We start from the raw sequence: 16,670 nt of genomic DNA on the forward strand, positions 1-16,670 counted from the left end.
GTCACTCCCTCAGCCGCGCGGCCAGCTCGTCGGCGACCTGCCGGGCGACGTCGTCCGGCAGGGCCGCGGCGATCGCACCCGGGGTGAGGACCGTCAGCAGCTCGGCGGCCACGGCGCGCTCGTCGACGGGATCCCGGCCAGCTGCGGCCACCGCGGCGGTCGCGGCCCGGGTCAGCACCCGGTACGCCTCGTCGGTGCCGGCACCGTTGAGCAGGTCCCACGTCCACGTCTTGCGGGCGGTCGCGGTGGCGATCCGATCCACGTCGGCGTCGGTCAGCATCTCGTCCTCCATGCTCGCCACGCCCCACGGCGCGGTGCTGTCGTCGTAGTCGGGGTGCCCCGACAGGTGCCCGTGCTCGGTGTGCGGGTTGGGGCCGGTGTACGGCCGCCACACCCAGCCGGCGGACGCCGAGGCGATCTGCCGGCGGTAGATGATGTAGATCAGCCGGCGGCGCAGGTCCGGATCGCGCCGGATCCGGTCCAGCTCGGCGTACAGCTCGTCGCCGGCGGCGGTGTCGAGGTCCCGGTCGACGTCCAGGGCGCGGACCTCATCGCGCCGGTCGGCGTCCTGGCGCTCGGCCCGGCCGGACTCGTCCGGGTTGTGGCCGGACACGCCGGCCGCGTGCGCCTGGTCGCCGATCCAGCCGTCCGAGGCGCGGTCCCGCCGTGGCCACCGCCGGTCGAACTCGTCGCGCAGCGACCGGAGGTTCGGCACGAGCACGGGGGCGGTCACGGCACCACCGCCACGGCGTCGACCAGGAGCGCGAACGCCTCCTCGTCGGAGTCGACCTGCGCGCCGTGGTCGATGGTCTCGAACCACACGGCGTCGGTCAGCGGCCACTCCTCGTTGATCTGCTCGGGCGCCCGGTACTTGTGCACCCACTGGATGTGCCACTCGGCGAAGACGCCGTTGTCGAGGACCATGAGGTGCCGGTCTTCGTCGGCGTCCCAGTCCCACCGGCGGTCGGCCGGGTCGCCTACTGCATGCCACATCTGCCTGCTCCTCTCACTGGTTCCGGACGAAGTCGACCGACATGCAGGCCTGGCCGGTGCCGGTAGCGTCGGAGCTGAGCGAGCCGCCGGAGCCCTGCCAGGCCCACAGCTCGACGTAGTCGCCGATGCCGAGGTTGACCAGCACCGACCGCATCGGCAGCCGCGTTGACGACGAGTTGGTAGTGGCGTCGATCGCGAGGGCGGTACCGGGCACCTGGGCTCCGTTGACCGCCCACACCGCGTGCCGGATCCCGGACGCGTTGCTGGCGAACGAAAAGCCGCCGCCGACCCGGTACCAGCCGGCGTAGCGGGCCGTGTACCGGGACAGGTTGACGCTGGTGGAGTGCCCGCCGACGCCGTCGGGGTCGTCGTCGAGGTCCTCGGTCTGGAAGGTCACCGGAACGTAGGTCGAGGCGGGGAAGGACTGGGCGCTGCTCTGCCGCAGCATCGCCGCCGGCTTGTTCCGCAGCCACGACAGCGCGGCGTCGACGTCCTGGGCGAGCTCCTGCAGGTGTTCCCAGATCCGGGCGTGGCCAGTGGACCCCGGGTAGGTGAGGCCTTGGCTGGTCTCTGGCATGGCTATCCTCTCCGCCAGTTGATCGTGAGGGTGAAGGCCGCGCTCCACGAGCCTCGGCCGGCGAACCGCACGTACGGGCTGCCGCCGGCAGTGTGGAAGGCGAGGCCTCCCGCGTCGCCGTCGACCATGGCCTGCGCCCACGAGTCGGGGATGGTGAACCCGGTGGTGCTCGACCCGACGGCGAGGCTGGGTCCAGCGGTGCTGGACGTCAGGGTCGGCACGCCGCCGGGCCGTTTCGACTGGGTCATCAGCCGCATCGTGGTGGACTGGGCGGCGTACGTGCCGCCGGAGAGCCGCTGGACGCGGATCCGCGCGCTGGTCACCGTCGCCCCGGCCAACGACCTCGGCTTGGTGCCGTAGAAGACGGCACCGGTGTGGTTGCCCTGCCCGCCGTACTCGCCCTGGTAGACGTCGTCGTTGTCGGTGCGCCAGCCGGAGTAGATCGGCCGCCACGACCGGGTCTCCACCGGCGGGACGACTAGGGACCCGGTGGTCACGAGCGGCTTGGGCGGCGGCGGGGCCTGGTTCTCGTCGCCCACTGCCGGCGGCGGCGGGGCTGCCGCGAACGCCCGGGCGGTGGCGAACCACTGCGCGCCGACCCGCGTCACCAGGATGACATCGCCGGCGGCCACCGCGAGATCGCGGGCGACCTGCACCGTGGTGGTGATGCCGTTGACGTCGGCGGTGCACGTGGTGCCGCTCTTAGCGGTCAGCGCGGTCGCGAGGATGCTGCTCACACCAGGCTCCTCACCGTGAGCCGCTGCGGCCCGCTGGCCGGGGTGTACGGCAGCCGCAGGCCCTCGACCGTGCACGCCAGGGCGACGTAGTCGTCGGTGGTGACGGTGACGGTGTCGCCGTCCTGGAGGCCGGGATGCGGCACCATTTCGACGTCGAACTCGCGGCCTGTGCCCCGCTTGAGCCGGGCCAGGACGGTCTGCGCCGCCGAGGACGCCTGCGCCACGGTGGTCAGCAACGGTGAGCTGTAGAAGTACGGCACAGGCAGCGGGTTGAAGGGCCCGTCGAGGGCCTTCGGGCCGGTGTAGTCGTAGGCGACGCCCTGGACCTGAGTGCCGTCCGCTGCCGTGCCCCTGGCGACCACCGCGTTGACCGCGCCCTCGCGGGTGCTGGAGCCAGTCGCCTTGATGACCGTGCCGCCGCGCCGGTCGGTCAGAGCCAGCACCGGTGTGGTGCTGGTGGCCATCGGCGCGACATGCAGGTAGCCGTCGGCGGTCACCGAGGCGTCGGCCGCCCACGCGTCGAGCAGCTCGCCGACGGCGGAGAGCCGGTCCTCGTCGTAGTTGATGCCGGACGGGACGGCCCGGTCAACCAGCGCCGGGTCGGCGACCACGGTGAGCGCCGGCTCGACCAGGCCGCGCAGCGTGCTCAGCAGCGTACCGGTGGGCTGGTACGGCGAGACGAGACGTGCCTCGTCGACCAGCGACAGCAGGCCACCGGCCTGCACGGACACCGAGTCGCCGTCAGCGTCGCTGGACTGGATGACGAACCAGCCGCGCTGGATCCACTCGACCCGGCCGACGCCGAGTCCGACGCCGAGCTGCACGCGCAGCCGCTGCCCGTTCGCGGCGAGCGGATGGTCGGCGGTGGTCGGGGACCAGGACACGCCGCGGTCGAGCTGGGGCACGGTGAGGGTGACCCGCTCGGGCACGCGCAGGGACCTGTCGACCTCCTCAGCGCCCGTCTCCACCGGCACGTCGTCGGCGAGCAGCTCGTCGCCCAGCCACGACTCCACCCGCAGGTAGAGGCGGTAACTGCGGGTCAGCACCGACTGTGCCTCGGTCGACAGCTCGATCATCCGAAGTCTCCCTGCGCGAGGTCGAGCAGGGTCGGGTAGTCGTCGGCGATGTCCTGCAGGGTGAGGCCGGTGTAGTAGTTGGCGATGTCCTGGAGGGTGTAGCCCTGCGCCTCCAGAGCCGGCGCCCAACCCTCCACCTGGGCTGCGGCGAGGACGATGACGCGGCGCGGGTCGGATCCGTCTTGGCTCCAGCGTCGCTCGGTGAGCCGGAGCACTGCGGCGTACGAGTCGACTCCGTCGTAGCCGCCGGGCTGGCGGATCTGCACGACGCCCTCGGTGGCGTCGGCGACCAGGTCGACGACGTTGTCCCGGGCGGCGGTGGTGTCAACGAACAGCTCGACGTCGCCCTGCCACATGCCCAGGTCGCCGGCCACCACGACGTTGCGTCCGCCGACCACGAACACGCTGGCCTGCCGCTCGTACGTCTTGTCGGGCCAGGACAGGATGACGACCTCGGCCGAGCTGCCGTTGATGGCGTCGGTGATCGCCACCTTCCCACCGGGCAGGGCGTAGGTGGCCGGGACGGTCGTGTACTCGCCGGCTCCGTTGACGACGGCGAGGTAGGACACGGGCACGCCGAACGGCAACTCGGCGTCGACGCGCAGGAACGAGGTGTCCGTGACGGCGGTGGCCTCACCCGCCCGCACAGGGGTGCGGTCGCCGCCGGCCACCCGGAACAGCTCGACGGAGTCGCCGAGGGCCAGGCCGGTGACTGAGACGAGGACACGGGGCGGCCAGGTGTCCTGGCTGGTCGCGCTGATCGCTACCGCCACGGCTACCGCGTCCCGACCTTCTGCCGCCAGGCCGTGCGCTGCTCCGACTCGGCGATGCGCCGGTCGACGGTGCGGTAGAGCAGCGTGCCGTCGAGGTAGACGCTGTTGGTCAGCGCGATCTCAGTGCGGCGGGGGCCGCCGGTGCGGGCGGTGGTGTCGCCGGCGGCGGATGCCCACGCGCCGCCGTTGGTGGCCGCCGAGCCCTTCACCTGGGTCCCGACGCCGGGGATGTAGTGGTCGCCGGTGCGGTTGTTCACCCGCACGGTGATGGTGACCGTCTTGCCCTGGAGGTTCCGTACCTTCTTCTGGAACGTCTCTACCTTGGACATCGCTGCCGAGGTGTTGGCGTTGATGCTGGTAGTGACGTTCTTGGGGATCTTGAGCAGCCTTGCGGCCAGCGCCTGGGCCTGCCCCGCCGTGTACCCGGCCTTCTCTGCCATGGCGATCAAGCGCTGCCGGTTGGTGGCGTACGCGGTGCTGGCCTGCTGGGCGCTGATCTTGGACTTGTCCCCGGCGTCGGCCTCCTGGTTGAACGCGTCGGCCATGTTGAGCAGGGCCGTCTTGTTCGCGTCCGACCGCTGCCGGTTGGTCAGCTTCGCGGTGGCGTTCTCAGCGATCGCCTGGCTGGCCTGCCGGGTCGCGTCGCGGGACGCGATCTGCGCGCGGGCGAGGCCGATGGTGCCGTTGACCAGCTCGTCCGAGCGCTCCTTGACCCGGGTGATGCCGAGGGCGGCGGCGTTCGAGTCGGTGGCGAGGGCCTGAAAGCCGCTGGCCAGGTTAAACGTGCTGGTCTTCGCGGTGTCCTGGCTGGCGGCCATGGAGTCGAGCATCTGCTTGCCGCCGGGGATCTTGTTGACGAAGAACTCGAACGCCTCAACCAAGAAGTTGAGCACCTTCCCGGTGTTCTCGATTGAGCTCGACACCAGGAAGAACACGCCCTTGAGGGCGAGGGCCATCGACGCGCCGTTGTCGGAGAGGTCGGCGAAGAACTTCCCGACAGCCGCCCCGATGCTCTCGACGCCCTGGCCGATGACGGCGATGATCGGCCCGGCCTTGGTGACCGCCTTGGTGATGCCGTCGAGAGCGAGGCTTGCGGCCTTCCCCAGGGAGCGTGTCAGCGGGGCGACCCAGTTCGCGGACACGTCGAAGATCCGCTTCAGGTTGGCGCGCATCCCCCGGAAGGCACCCTCGGCCTCCTTGATCGCGCCGAGGGTCGCCGGCACGAACCGCTTCGCGGCATCCTGGAGCCCGGACCCCACCCGCTCACTCAGGTCGTCGAGGGCCCCGGCGACCCGGGCATCCTTGCGGGCGATCATGACGCCGCCGAGGATGCCGCCCACCCCGGCGCCGCCGACGATCGCGCCGGCGATGGCCGGGGCAGCGGCGACCGCGGCGGCGGCGAGGACCGCAGCGAGGGCAACCTGCACGTACGGGCCGGCCGCGCTGACCGCCTTGGAGAGGCTGCCGCCGATCTGTCCGCCCAGCGAGGCCAGCTTCCCGATGCCAGCCCCGACGCCGCGCACGAACCTCTTCCCGGCGCTGTCGCCGCTGTTGGCCCACTTGCTGGCCGCGCCGCTGATCTTCGACAGGCCGCGGCCCCACTGGCCGGCGATCTGCTGTGCGGCGGCGACGGTCTTCTTGCCCTGCCCGTCGACGTCCTTCCAACTCCGCTCGACCTGCTTGAGGTTGCGGGCGACCGACTGCACCCCGGGGCCGGTCTTGTCCCGGAGTACGGCATCGACCTCGACATCGCGGTCAGCCACGGCGGATCACCTCCAGGGCCTCATCGACGGCATCCACACACGCCGCACGCCACTGGTCGACCTCGGTCGCCGGGCGGCTGAAAAACCCCGGCTCGACCTGCTGGAAATGCCACTGGCCGTCACCGCGCCGACCCCACGACGGGTGCGCCGCACGACCCTGGTCGATGCGGCGCAGATCCACGCGCGGCTGCTTGTCCGGGTGGCCCCGCCGGCGGCCCTTGAGCCGCACACCGGCCGCCCGGCCCTGCAACTTCACGCTCGCGGTGATGGACAGCTTCGACACCCACTTGCCGAAGCCGCCGCTCGACGGCAGCGCGACCAGGGCCCGCCGGCGGATCAGCCTCCGAATCTGGGGCACCGGCTTACGCACGGCCTTCGCGAGGGCGTTGGTGACCACCTTGCGCTGCTCGAAGCGGCGCAGGTCACGGATCAGATCGTCAATCGAGCCCATCGCCATCACCCCCTCGCAGCGCGGCGCCGGGCCGCATCCTCTTCTTCCAGCAGGTCCGTGAGCGTGGCCAGGTCCCGCGGGTGCCACTCGGTGAGGCCAGCCGGCCCCGTCAGCGGTTGACCGGTGCGCCAGGCGAGGGCGACGAGGCCAGCGCGGACGGAGCCGGCTGGCCAGGGTCCACGTCACCTGCCGTCCCCTCGTCGGCGTCGGGTGGGTCGATGACCTCGACGCAGTCGCGGTCGAAATCCGGCCACGAAAGGGTGATCTGCTGGCGGCGGGTCAGAGCCGACCAGGCCAGCCACCGGTACGCCAGGTGCATCCGGGTGTCGATCTGCCCGATGGGGCACCCGAAGTCCTGGATCTCCCAGCGGGCGACGTCGCGCTGGTCGGCGACCACGTCGTACGTGGTCCCGTCGTCCATCTCGACGCGAAGCTCAATGAGCATCGACGGCATCAGCAGGTCTCCGATCAGGTTGAGAGGCCGAACACGGGCAGCCCGACAACGGGCAGTTCCAGTTCCTGGGTGAGCCAGTTGCCCTGCTCGCCGCCAAACTCCGGCATCAGGGCGAGCACAGTGAAGGTGGCGGTGGCCTGCCCGGTGCCGGCCTTGGGCTGAAGGGTCACCTCGATCTGGGTGCCGGCGGCGTCGCGCAGCGCCTTCGCGAGACCACCCGCGACGTTGATCTGGAGTCCGCTGATCTCGAACGTCCACACAGTGGAATCGACGTCCTGGACGACGCCGTCGGGCACGAGGGTCCGCTGGGTCTGGATCGGCGTGTCCGGTACCAGCCGGGCCTTGGTGAGCTGGTTGGCGTACTCGACGTCGTCGACGGTGACGACGGCGTTGCGGAACACGTGGGCGCCGGCGGCTGCGGGCATGGTCACTCACCCCTCATGGTGATCTGTAGGGCGTACTGGTCGGCGGGGCCGGCGGTCAGGACCACCGGCTCTAGGCGGTCGACGAACCCGACCGGCAGCAGCGCGTCGACGAGCTCCTCGTGGTGGGCGTCGATCCAGTCGCTGGCGGCCCGCTCGTCCTGCGGCAGCAGCACCAGCACCCGCCACGTCGCGGTGAAGGCGAGCCCGTCGGCGCGGTCGAGGGCGGACAGCAGCGGCCATCCGTCGCCGGGCCGGGGCGTGATCGGCCGGTACGCGTAGCCCTTCACACCGGGGGCGGTGGACAGGGCTGCCTCGATGTCGTTGCGGGCACCGGCGAGGCTCATCGGCTGCTCCTGGTGAAGGCGGGCGAGGCGGTGATCGACACCTCGTGCAGCAGGGCGCGGCGGACCACGTGCACGCCGGGCCGCGCCGGGTCGGGGGCGGTGTCGGTGACGTCGAGGCCGGGAGACAGCCCGGACAACGTGCCGTCGCCGGCCTGCGCGAGCACCCGGTCGCCGGCCGGGCCGCGGTCGATCCGGAACAGGCCGGCGAGGCCTGCGGGGTGCTCGGTCAGCTCAACGGCCCATCCGGCCGCAGCGGAGCGGACGTGGTCGCGGAGCAGCCGGACGCGGCCCGGGTCGGACCACTCGATGCTGCCGGGTTCGACGCGCCAGCGGCGGCGGCCGATGAGGGCGTCCGGGCCGTACGGCACGACGAGGTCGGCGAGCGTGCGGGCCGCGAAGTCGACGGTAATCATCCGACCACCATCCGGCGGTGCGGTGCCTCGAAGCGGCGGACCTCCGGGTCACGCCCGGGCAGCGTGGCGCTACCCGTCTCCGCGTCGCCCTGGAGCACCGCGAGCGGCAGCTGCCGCATGGCCAGGTTCCGGACGACACGGCGGAACAGGGCCTGGCGGAGGTCGGCGGGGTAGATGGCGCTCACGCGGCAGACGGACCGCTGTGCGGCGGCCTCGGCGTCAAGCGCGTCTTGCAGGTCCTCGGTCTCCCACGAGGCCGCGCCCTCCCGCATGTAGTCGGCGACGTCGTCGACGGTCGGCATGCCGCCGGCGGTGGTGGCCGCGGTGGCGTACGCGGCGAAGTCGATCGCGTCGTCGGCGGTGGCCACCTGGGCGACGTGCCGGCCGGCGACGGTGACGGTGTGCGCGGCCTGGTAGCGGCCGGTCGCGGTCGTGGTGACCGCCGGGGTGATGGTGGTGCTGTCGGGGAGGGTGACCACCACGGTCGGCATCTCGGTCGCGTCGACCTCGATGAGCCAGCGCCCGCCAACCGGCAGCAGCGCGGCCGTGCTGGTGTGAGCCTGCATGGTGGTCACCCCTCTCCGTTACTTGTCGCCCGCCGGCCGGGCCGGCGTCTTGGCGTGCTCGGCCGGCGACACCACCCGCGGCTTCTCGCCCGGCCTGCCCGAGCCGACCTGCGGGGCGCCGGTGAACGGCGACACGGTCTTGCCGGTGGCCACCAGTTCCTGCCGCTGCCCCTCGGACAGCCCGAACGACGGCTCCACCGGACGGCCCGGGAGCCGGCCGGCGGCGGCCAGCCGGCGCTGCACGTCCGTCGGCACCTCGGCCCCGGCGAAGTCGATCGGCTTCCCGTGGACCAGGGCGTCGACGAGCGCGTCGACGTACCGGGGCTCCGGGCCTCCCGAGGTCGGCTCCTGGACGTCCTTGTCTGCCAGCTCGGCGCGGAGCCGGTCCACCTCGGCCTCCAGCTCCGCCACCCGCGCCATGTCCCCGCTGGGGGTCTCCGACGGGGTGGAATCGGTCTGCGTCTGCTCAGCCGCCGGGGTGCTCTTCGCCCCGGCCGGCCGCGATCCTGCCTGCGCCATCTGCGCCTCCTGGTCCTCGTCTCGATCGGTGCCGGCCGGATCAGGCGACCGGGTCGTAGGTGATCTCGCGGACGCCCGCGAGGTCGGACACGGCGGTCGCCCTGTAGCCCCAGATCGCCACGTCGATGCTCTTGACCTGGTACTCGAAGCTGAGCCGGTTCGGCGCGCTGGCCCAGCCGTGGACGCTCTCGCTGTCGAACAGGTAGCTCGACGCGACCACGGCGCCCGAGGCCGCGAGGGCCCACGCCGGGAAGGCCGTGATGCCGTTCAGGTCGAGCGCCGCCCACCGGGCCCGCGCCTGACCGGTGGAGTTGGACGGGCCGATTGCCGGGTACAGCCGCCGGCCCGCGTCGTCGACGGCCGCCACCAGCGCCTTGTACAGGTCGACCTGGGTGAAGAGGTTGTCCATGGTGAACCCGCCCCGGACGAACTGAAGCAGGGCCAGGGCGCTGGTGATCTCGCCGTCGAGGACGCCGTCCTTCACCCCGGCGGTCAGGCTGATCCCGGTCGGGCTGACCGCGTCCAGCGCCGCCACGGCCGCCGCTTCCAGGGCTTCGTACCAGCCCTTCTCCATCTGCCTCCAGATGAGTCCGCTGACCTGCGGGTTGCCGCCCTGGTCCCACACCTCCCGGGTGATCTCGGCCTTGCCGGAGATCGCGGTGGGGGTCACCGTCTGCGTGGTCACGGTGAATGTTCCCGGGGTCGGCTCGACGCCCTCCGTGTGGTTGGCGACCAAGCCCGACGCGGAGTTGAACTTCGGGAAGACGAACGGCGTGATGTCGGTCAGGGTGCCCTTGTTGATGGCCTCCCAGATCGGGTAGTGGTACGACCGCTGGTCGACGTACAGGTCCGGCCGCTGGCGGGTCGGGTTGAGGCCGGCAGTGTCGGCCCGGTCGGTGTCGAACTGGCCGAGCCGGCCGATGTCGAACCGCTCCCGCACGGCCGCCAGCGCCCGGTCGTACGCGGCCTGGTCCCCGTCGCGCAGCCCCGCGATCAGGTCGCTGGAGAAGTCGTGCGAACCCCGCTGGATGTTGCCTCGGGTGTCGAACCGGTACGGCGCGGACTCATGCACCTCGGTCGAGGCGGTGAGCCGGGTCGGGTCGACGGTCGGCCGCTGCTCGGCCGGCCCCTCGGCGACGGCGGCGGGCGGCTGCGCCGGTGCCGGGGCGGCGTGCTGGCCGAGCAGCGCGGCCAGGCCGCCGGGGTGGGACAGCAGCGCGGTGACCTGCTCGGCGGTGAAGGTAAGGCCTGCCGGCTGCGGCTGCCCGGCGGGCGGGGTCGCGGCCGGGGTAGTGGTGCTCAATTCGGCGCCGGTGACCGGGGTGGCCGCCGGGGGCGGGGTGGGGGCGGTGCACGCCACGCCCTCCGCGTGGACCTGCCCGCAGCGGTTGCACGGCATGGTGATTCCTCCCTCTCGCGCCGCGCGAACCTTCGTCACGCGGGCGTCATCAAACGCGGGCAGCGGGGTCGACGAGGTCTCGCGCCAGGTGGCGCGCTTCACGTCGTAGACCTGGTCTTTCTCGTTCCACTCGACGTCCCCGGACTTCGCGTCGAGGCTGAAGTCCACGCCGACGCTAAGGCCGTCGTACAGGCCTTCCTTGGCGTCGTAGAGCAGCTGGTCCCGCTCCACCTTCGCCGGGGATCCCTCGGGGCCGTCGAGCACCCGCAGCTTCACCACCGGGCCCCGCCGGGTCTCCTCGACCGAGGCAGTCACCCCGACCGGGACGTAGTGGTCCTTCAGGTGCTTGATCCGGCCGACGTCGGCGTACTGGAGGCTGCCGGGCAGGAACCGGAAGGCCAGCCCGTACTTGCGGGCGATCTTGTTGTACGGCACGGCCAGGCCGGTGATGGTGCGCGACTCGACATCGACCTTCGCCGGCTCGACCCCGTCAGCGAAGTCGAGCCCTCCGAAGACCATCGCCGCGCCTGCACCGGCCCCCTCGGTGGTCGCGGCGGCGAAGGTGGACCGGGTCGGGGCCCCGGACTCCAGCACCTGGGCGAGCAGTTCGTCGAGCGACAGCGCGGGGCCCTGCGACTGCTTGGCGCCCGCCGGAGCCGGGGCCGGTGTGATGGCGGCCGGCAGGGGCGGCTTCCGTTCGGCGTCCCGGATCTCCTCCACGGTGGTGGCCCCCATCTGCTGCTGCTTCTCGTACACGTCCCAGCGGGTACGCGGGTCCGCCCGCATGTAGTCGTCCAGGTCGAACCGAACCAGGTGCCCCCGCCGGGTTACGTCGCCCATCGACAGCCGGTCGGTGATCGCCCGCATGTAGGGCGACAGCACGTCGTTGACCCGGTCCTGCCGCCGGTCGGTCGCGTTCTGGTAGGTGCGGCTGGTGGTGCTGATTCCGAGGTCTTCGGGGTCGAGACCCAGGGCGTTGGCGAGCTCCAGGCTTGCCCGCCGCTGGAGCTCCTCCAGTTGCAGGTCAGCCGGCGACGGTGTGTCGACGGTGTTGTACTTCAGCGCCGCCGGCACGTAGCCGGTCGCTCGCCGCCGCCGGGCGTCGACCCACTTCCGCAGGATCGCCTCGACCTCGTCGTCGTCGACCGGGTCCGCCATCTCGTTCGGCGTGAAGTAGTCCGACGGCCGAGGGTCCTCGGCGTACATCGCCGCAGCCCTGTCGAGCAGGATCGCCCGCCGGATCGGCCGTGAAGCAGCCTTCAGCAGGCCGGGGTTCGGCGAGTCGAAGCGGATGATCTTCGACGCCGGGACCTCCCTGCCGTCGACATACACCACCGCGCCCCGGGGCTCCTCGCCGGAGGGCAGCGGAGCAGGCCGGGGCTCGGCCGGAGGGCGCAGCGACACCGACGTGGTCGACAAGTGCCGGGCGGACGTCGGGTAGCCCTGGCCGTCCTGCTTCACGACGAGCCACCAGGAGATGCCCTCGAAGAGCAGGTCCTCGACGGTCTGCGCGATCGTCACGACGTTCGCCACGTCGGGGTCGATTTGCTCCAACAGCGGCGACCGCTCCGGCCGCCAGTCCGGCCGGTACTGCACCAGGGGCAGGGTGGCGATCGAGGCGATGAGGTTCCGCCCCCGCAGCACCGCCGAGACCGACAGGGCCTCGTCGCGGGTTACCCGGCCCGGGTTCCGCCGCATCATCGTCTCGATGACCTGATCGAGCGGGCGGGCAACCTCGTCCGCATCCGGGCCGGTGTCGGCGGACAGCATGGTGGCCGGCACCGACGGGATAGCCACCAAATCCCGCAACGCCGACCACCACCCCCGCATGCTCACATGCGTATCATTGCATATGGGAGCGATTTTCATTACCAGCCACCAGGCCAAACGGAACGGCCGTCGTTACGGCACGATCAGCCGCGGCTTGCCCACCCCCCGGGGCAACGTCCGGGCCAGGTGCACCGCGCCCGCCGCCGCGTACACCGCGTCGACGTGCCCCTCGCCCCGCCGGCTGAAGACCCACATGTCGCCCCGCTTCAGCCGCTCGGCCGCCCCGACCTGCTCGTCCAGCAGCGGGTCAGCCGAGTGCGCCAGGGTCTTCGCGGCGACCTCCTTGTCGAGGCCCATGCAGACCGCCGCCAGCTCGCCCCGGATCTCCTCCACCTTCACGCCCTGCGGCGGCCAGTCTTTCCGGCCGGTCGTCGCCCGCCGATCCGCCAAGTCAGCGGCCAACGCCGCCGACGGGCCCGCCGGCAACCAGCCGAAGGCCTTCGGCCGCAACCGCTTGATCAGCCCCGGCAGTTCCCGCCGCACCGCACCGGTGCAGCCCGGCCCAGACCAGTCCTTCACGAAGTCGACCCTCACCCGGTCGTCGTCGAGCACCGCCGCCGCGTACAGCGTCGCGTGCTGCTGGTCCGGAGCCACGTCGAGGCACATCGCCACCCGGGCCCGGACCTCGTCCAGCCCGCCGACGTCTTCGCACCGCTTCCACGCCCCGGGGTCGATCGCCGGGTTCAACACCTTGACCCGGATACACATGTGCTCGGTCTTGAAGCCGGTGAGCGCCGCACCGCCCCGGGCCACAGCCCGTCGCGCGGTCGCCAGCAGCTTCCGCGTGTTCTTGCGGACCCCGAGGTTCGGGTTCGCCTGGGCGAGCGCCGCCAGGTCAAGCGGATCGGACTCCTCCGGCGCCGACCACTCCGCCAGCATCAGGTCGCCGGCCTCGCCGCTCTCGATGGCCGCCAGCGCCGTCTCACGCAAGTCGTTGAGCACCACGCTCTTATCGCTGCCCGCGTTCGACAGGGCGAAGACCTGCGACCCGTCCACCGCCGAGGTCGCCGGCTCAGCCGCATCCCAGGCCGAGTAGTCGTGATGCTGGCGCAACTCGTCGGCGATGAACCGGCCGACGGACAGAGACCTACCGCCTTCCTCGTTCGCCGCCGCGATCTTGTACCGGCAGGCATCCGGGTCGTCCGCGTCGTCCGGGGTGACGGCATCCGACGGCACCACCACCAACTCCTGCTCCCCGTTGGTCTTCCGCACCCCGCTACGCTTCGGGATCTCGCCAGCCAGCTCTGCGATGGAGCGGGCCAGTTTGACCGCCTTCTTCCACGACTCCTTCGCGTAGTCGAGCTTCGTGCTGGTGCCGAGCACCATGGCGATCCGCGCCACGTACAGCCAGTACAAGGCGAGCACCACCAGCAGCTCGGTCTTCCCGTTCTGCCGGGCCACCAGGATCAGCACGATGCTGAACCGCGGCGACCCGTCCGGCAGCAGCTCGCCGGCGTGAATCGCCGCCCACCGTTGCCACGGATCCAGCGGGTGCCGCAGCACCACCTCGGCGAACTCATCGACGTCGAAGCCGTACGACGTCTCCGGAGTCAGGGCACACCCACACCCGCAGGGACCCGGCGGGCCGGTCACCAACGGCGGGGTGAACAGCCTCGGGATCGTGCTACCCCTGACGCTGTCGACGTCGCTCTCGGAGCTCGTCGAGCTTGGACGCGACGGGGCTAACAGTGCCGCCACCAGTACCTCCCTTCGCACCACGACCCGCCGCCGGCATGCCGAGCGCGGTCAACACCGACAGCAGCTTCGGCCCCAGGTCCGACGCCACTGAATGCGCCGACAGCGCCGTTTCGATCTTCGCCAGGTGCTCCTCGGCGTTCGGATCGCTGGACTCCCGCACCGCCTGGCGCAGCGCCCGCAACGGCTTGTCGTACTTCGCCAGCGGCACCGCCTCGTCGATCAGCGCGGCGTACCGCTGGGCCAATGCCTTCGCGGCACCATCCTCCGGTCGCAGCTCGGCTGCCCGCAGCGCCGCAGCCACCGCCCTCGTCATCGGACCCCGAACCGTCGTCACTCTCAGCTCCCTATCAACTACAGACGCTCATCGCGCTCACCCCGCACCACCCCAGGGAGAGAGAACGGACACGTACATCGGGGTGTCCGGGCCCCCTGGTTGGGAAAAAACGGACATCATGACGCGGGCCACGGATTGCTGCACGCCTCGTTGGGTGTCTCGTGCTGAACGTGGCCGATCGCGAGGTTGAACAGCACTCGCTGGCCGCAGTGCTGGCACCTGCCGGTGGCGAGCGGCGCCTGGTAGGTCACGACCTTGATCTGTGCGATCTCCGCGCAGTGGTCGCATTCGTCGGGTGCGTACGGGTGCACGATCATCTCGTAGCCGGTGGCGCTGTTGCAGTGCTGCACGGTGCCGGGCTCGGGTCCGCCTGTCATCTGGCCTGTGCTCAGGTCAACCACGTACATCTGAGGCTGCGGGCTAGTCACCATCGGGTCACGCTCCTGCCTTGCGGGTCGGGTGTCTTGGTCGGGTCGCCGATGTGGAGGTTGCAGCTGCCACACGCGGCGACGATGTAGCGCGGGTCGTCGCCGGTGACACCGCGGCCGAGGGTGTGGTGGGCGTGGCCAGCAGCGGGTCCGGTGAGATCGGCGACGCCGGTGCAGCTGTGCTGGCCGGGCACGCGGTCGCACCATCCGTCGGCGTGTGCACGGCAGCGGCACCCGTCGCGGAGCAGCACCAGGGCGCGGATGCGACGCCACGCCCTGGTGCTGCCTCCCTGCCAGTTGCCCACCGGTCAGAGCTCCACCCTGGTGCGGGTGGCCGGCTTGCGCGGGGCGATCTGGTCGGCGGTGGCACGCAGGATGGTGCCGGCCAGCTCGGGCTCCACGGTGCAGGCCACCACCTCGACGGGGGCGGGGTCGCTGTCCTGGCGCTGGCTGGGGTGAACGTCGTGCTTGACGACGGTGACGGTGTACCAGGGCTGGGTCATCGGTTGCGTCTCCTGATCAGGTTGGCGAGCAGGGCTGCTCGTAGTGGGCGGGTGCGAAGGCGGCGGATGACCAGCGGCACTGCGTACCGGATCACCGCCGCCCGCACGATCGGGTCGGTCATGGGCTGGCGCGGCGGTGCGGGGTCACGAGGCTCCTCAGGCCGCCTGGAGGGACCAGGCGGCGGCCAGGGCGTGGAGGTGGTGCGGGGTCACAGTGCTCCTCAGGCGGCGAGGGTGTGGTGGGTGGCGGGCAGGCCGGCGGCCTGGGCGATGACGGCGGCGGCCAGGCCCGGCGGGACGGCGTTGCCGACCTGGAGGAACTGGTTGGTCTTGGTGCCGTGCCACGGGTAGTCGGCGGGGAAGGACTGGAGGATCGCGGCCTCGGTGACGGCCACTCGGCGGGTGTCGTCGCCGTTGGTCCACTGGCACAGGTCGGCGCGGCCGATCGCCCAGCGCAGGTTGCCGGGCCGGGAGCAGTAGATGGTTCCGGCGGGCTCGTCGAGCCCTCGCACGGTGGCGTTGTCTTGGGCGCCGTTGACGAGCTTGGTCCGTCCGGCCTTGCTGGTAATCGTGGCCGCCGGCTGGCCGGAGGTGCGGATGCCGCGGTTGGCCGGGTCGCCGCTGGTGCCGTAGTTGCTGACCGCCGTGGTGTCGGTGTCCCAGCCAAGCGCCTCGGCCATGGACACCCACGGGCGGCGGGCGCCGAACAGCGCGTTGTCGGGTGGGCGTTGCTCGTGTGTGGACGGCGGCATGGCGGCGGGCCGGACCCGGGAGGCGATGAGGATGGCGCGCTGCCGGGTCTGCGGCACCCCGTAGTCGGCAGCGTTGAGCACACCCACCCACACCGAGTAGCCCCAGCCGCGGAGCACGTCGCCGATGTGGCGCCACAGGTCGAGCACGGGCGGTACCTGCTCCAGGCACACCCAGTCGGGGCGGAGGTCGCGGATCCAGCGGACGGGTTGGGCGGCGTGGTGGGAGCGGGGGTCGGCCCATCCGTCGCCGGGCTCGTTGCTGCCGGCGGCGTAGGCGTTGACGAGGGCGTGGACGCGGGGCTTGTCCTGTTCGCCGGTGCGCTTGCCGGCCATGGACCAGGCCTGGCAGGGCGGGGAGGCGATGAGGCCGGTGACGCGGCCGGTAAACGGGGCGGTGGGGTAGGTGGCGATGTCGCAGCGGATGCGGGGGTGGCCGGCGCGGACGGCGGTGACGCAGGCGTCGTGCCAGATCTCCAGGCCGACGGTGGTGAGGCCGAGCTGGCGGGCGGCTTCGTCCCAACCGCCGGCTCCGGCGTACAGGTCGAGGATCACGCGGACGCTCCGGGCAGCTCGTCGGGCCATGGCCTGTAGTCGTCCAAGCCCGCGTCCGGGTTGCAGGTGCAGAACGTCGACCC

The 16,670-nt window shown here is 71.7% G+C and carries 22 protein-coding genes; all 22 read right to left on the reverse strand.

Going from position 1 to position 16,670, the window contains the following annotated elements:
* Position 1: 1 nt before the first annotated feature.
* The gene (locus ABT023_RS16210; protein ID WP_350886059.1) at positions 2 to 733 is read right to left on the reverse strand and encodes a hypothetical protein; all 732 of its coding nucleotides are present in this window, start codon (positions 731 to 733) and stop codon (positions 2 to 4) included.
* Entirely contained in the window at positions 730 to 993 is a 264-nt protein-coding gene (locus ABT023_RS16215) for a hypothetical protein (protein WP_350886061.1), read from the reverse strand. Before ABT023_RS16215 ends, ABT023_RS16210 begins: the two co-directional genes overlap by 4 nt.
* Before the next feature lie 13 nt (positions 994 to 1,006).
* A complete protein-coding gene (locus ABT023_RS16220) occupies positions 1,007 to 1,570 on the reverse strand; it encodes a hypothetical protein (RefSeq protein ID WP_350886063.1) in 564 nt (187 codons plus the stop codon).
* Between the two features lie 2 nt (positions 1,571 to 1,572).
* Positions 1,573 to 2,307: a hypothetical protein gene (locus tag ABT023_RS16225; protein WP_350886064.1), complete on the reverse strand. Its 735-nt coding sequence runs from the start codon at positions 2,305 to 2,307 to the stop codon at positions 1,573 to 1,575.
* Positions 2,304 to 3,383: a DUF5047 domain-containing protein gene (locus tag ABT023_RS16230; protein WP_350886066.1), complete on the reverse strand. Its 1,080-nt coding sequence runs from the start codon at positions 3,381 to 3,383 to the stop codon at positions 2,304 to 2,306. Before ABT023_RS16230 ends, ABT023_RS16225 begins: the two co-directional genes overlap by 4 nt.
* Positions 3,380 to 4,156 (reverse strand): hypothetical protein, encoded by a 777-nt coding sequence (locus ABT023_RS16235; RefSeq protein WP_350886068.1) that lies wholly within the window; start codon positions 4,154 to 4,156, stop codon positions 3,380 to 3,382. Before ABT023_RS16235 ends, ABT023_RS16230 begins: the two co-directional genes overlap by 4 nt.
* Before the next feature lie 2 nt (positions 4,157 to 4,158).
* Positions 4,159 to 5,919, reverse strand: coding sequence for a hypothetical protein (locus tag ABT023_RS16240; RefSeq protein ID WP_350886070.1), 1,761 nt, complete (start codon positions 5,917 to 5,919; stop codon positions 4,159 to 4,161).
* Positions 5,912 to 6,370: a hypothetical protein gene (locus ABT023_RS16245; RefSeq protein WP_350886072.1), complete on the reverse strand. Its 459-nt coding sequence runs from the start codon at positions 6,368 to 6,370 to the stop codon at positions 5,912 to 5,914. Before ABT023_RS16245 ends, ABT023_RS16240 begins: the two co-directional genes overlap by 8 nt.
* Positions 6,371 to 6,479: 109 nt before the next feature.
* Positions 6,480 to 6,815 (reverse strand): hypothetical protein, encoded by a 336-nt coding sequence (locus tag ABT023_RS16250; RefSeq protein WP_350886074.1) that lies wholly within the window; start codon positions 6,813 to 6,815, stop codon positions 6,480 to 6,482.
* Between the two features lie 23 nt (positions 6,816 to 6,838).
* A complete protein-coding gene (locus tag ABT023_RS16255; protein ID WP_350886076.1) occupies positions 6,839 to 7,249 on the reverse strand; it encodes a phage tail protein in 411 nt (136 codons plus the stop codon).
* A 2-nt stretch (positions 7,250 to 7,251) separates the two neighbouring features.
* A complete protein-coding gene (locus ABT023_RS16260; RefSeq protein WP_350886078.1) occupies positions 7,252 to 7,593 on the reverse strand; it encodes a hypothetical protein in 342 nt (113 codons plus the stop codon).
* Positions 7,590 to 8,006, reverse strand: a complete 417-nt coding sequence (locus ABT023_RS16265; protein ID WP_350886080.1) for an HK97 family phage prohead protease — start codon at positions 8,004 to 8,006, stop codon at positions 7,590 to 7,592. The genes ABT023_RS16260 and ABT023_RS16265 overlap by 4 nt, the downstream gene beginning before the upstream one ends.
* Positions 8,003 to 8,572, reverse strand: a complete 570-nt coding sequence (locus ABT023_RS16270; protein WP_350886082.1) for a hypothetical protein — start codon at positions 8,570 to 8,572, stop codon at positions 8,003 to 8,005. The genes ABT023_RS16265 and ABT023_RS16270 overlap by 4 nt, the downstream gene beginning before the upstream one ends.
* 18 nt (positions 8,573 to 8,590) lie before the next feature.
* Positions 8,591 to 9,091 carry a hypothetical protein gene (locus ABT023_RS16275; RefSeq protein ID WP_350886084.1) on the reverse strand — a complete coding sequence of 167 codons (501 nt, stop codon included), beginning with the start codon at positions 9,089 to 9,091 and terminating at the stop codon, positions 8,591 to 8,593.
* Between the two features lie 40 nt (positions 9,092 to 9,131).
* Positions 9,132 to 12,320 (reverse strand): phage portal protein, encoded by a 3,189-nt coding sequence (locus tag ABT023_RS16280; protein ID WP_350886086.1) that lies wholly within the window; start codon positions 12,318 to 12,320, stop codon positions 9,132 to 9,134.
* A gap of 72 nt (positions 12,321 to 12,392) precedes the next feature.
* Positions 12,393 to 13,913 (reverse strand): terminase large subunit domain-containing protein, encoded by a 1,521-nt coding sequence (locus ABT023_RS16285; RefSeq protein ID WP_350886088.1) that lies wholly within the window; start codon positions 13,911 to 13,913, stop codon positions 12,393 to 12,395.
* A 31-nt stretch (positions 13,914 to 13,944) separates the two neighbouring features.
* On the reverse strand, positions 13,945 to 14,352 hold the full coding sequence (locus tag ABT023_RS16290) for a terminase small subunit (RefSeq protein ID WP_350886090.1): 408 nt from the start codon (positions 14,350 to 14,352) through the stop codon (positions 13,945 to 13,947).
* Positions 14,353 to 14,468: 116 nt separating this feature from the next.
* Entirely contained in the window at positions 14,469 to 14,729 is a 261-nt protein-coding gene (locus tag ABT023_RS16295; RefSeq protein ID WP_350886092.1) for a hypothetical protein, read from the reverse strand.
* A gap of 47 nt (positions 14,730 to 14,776) precedes the next feature.
* Complete coding sequence (locus tag ABT023_RS16300) at positions 14,777 to 14,974, reverse strand: hypothetical protein (RefSeq protein ID WP_350886094.1); 198 nt, start codon at positions 14,972 to 14,974, stop codon at positions 14,777 to 14,779.
* A 114-nt stretch (positions 14,975 to 15,088) separates the two neighbouring features.
* Entirely contained in the window at positions 15,089 to 15,283 is a 195-nt protein-coding gene (locus tag ABT023_RS16305) for a hypothetical protein (RefSeq protein ID WP_350886096.1), read from the reverse strand.
* A complete protein-coding gene (locus ABT023_RS16310) occupies positions 15,280 to 15,405 on the reverse strand; it encodes a hypothetical protein (protein WP_350886098.1) in 126 nt (41 codons plus the stop codon). Before ABT023_RS16310 ends, ABT023_RS16305 begins: the two co-directional genes overlap by 4 nt.
* 99 nt (positions 15,406 to 15,504) lie before the next feature.
* Positions 15,505 to 16,587 (reverse strand): DNA cytosine methyltransferase, encoded by a 1,083-nt coding sequence (locus ABT023_RS16315; protein ID WP_350886100.1) that lies wholly within the window; start codon positions 16,585 to 16,587, stop codon positions 15,505 to 15,507.
* Positions 16,588 to 16,670: the final 83 nt, after the last annotated feature.

The sequence above is a fragment of the Micromonospora sp. NPDC002296 genome (assembly GCF_040296145.1).
Lineage (GTDB): Bacteria > Actinomycetota > Actinomycetes > Mycobacteriales > Micromonosporaceae > Micromonospora.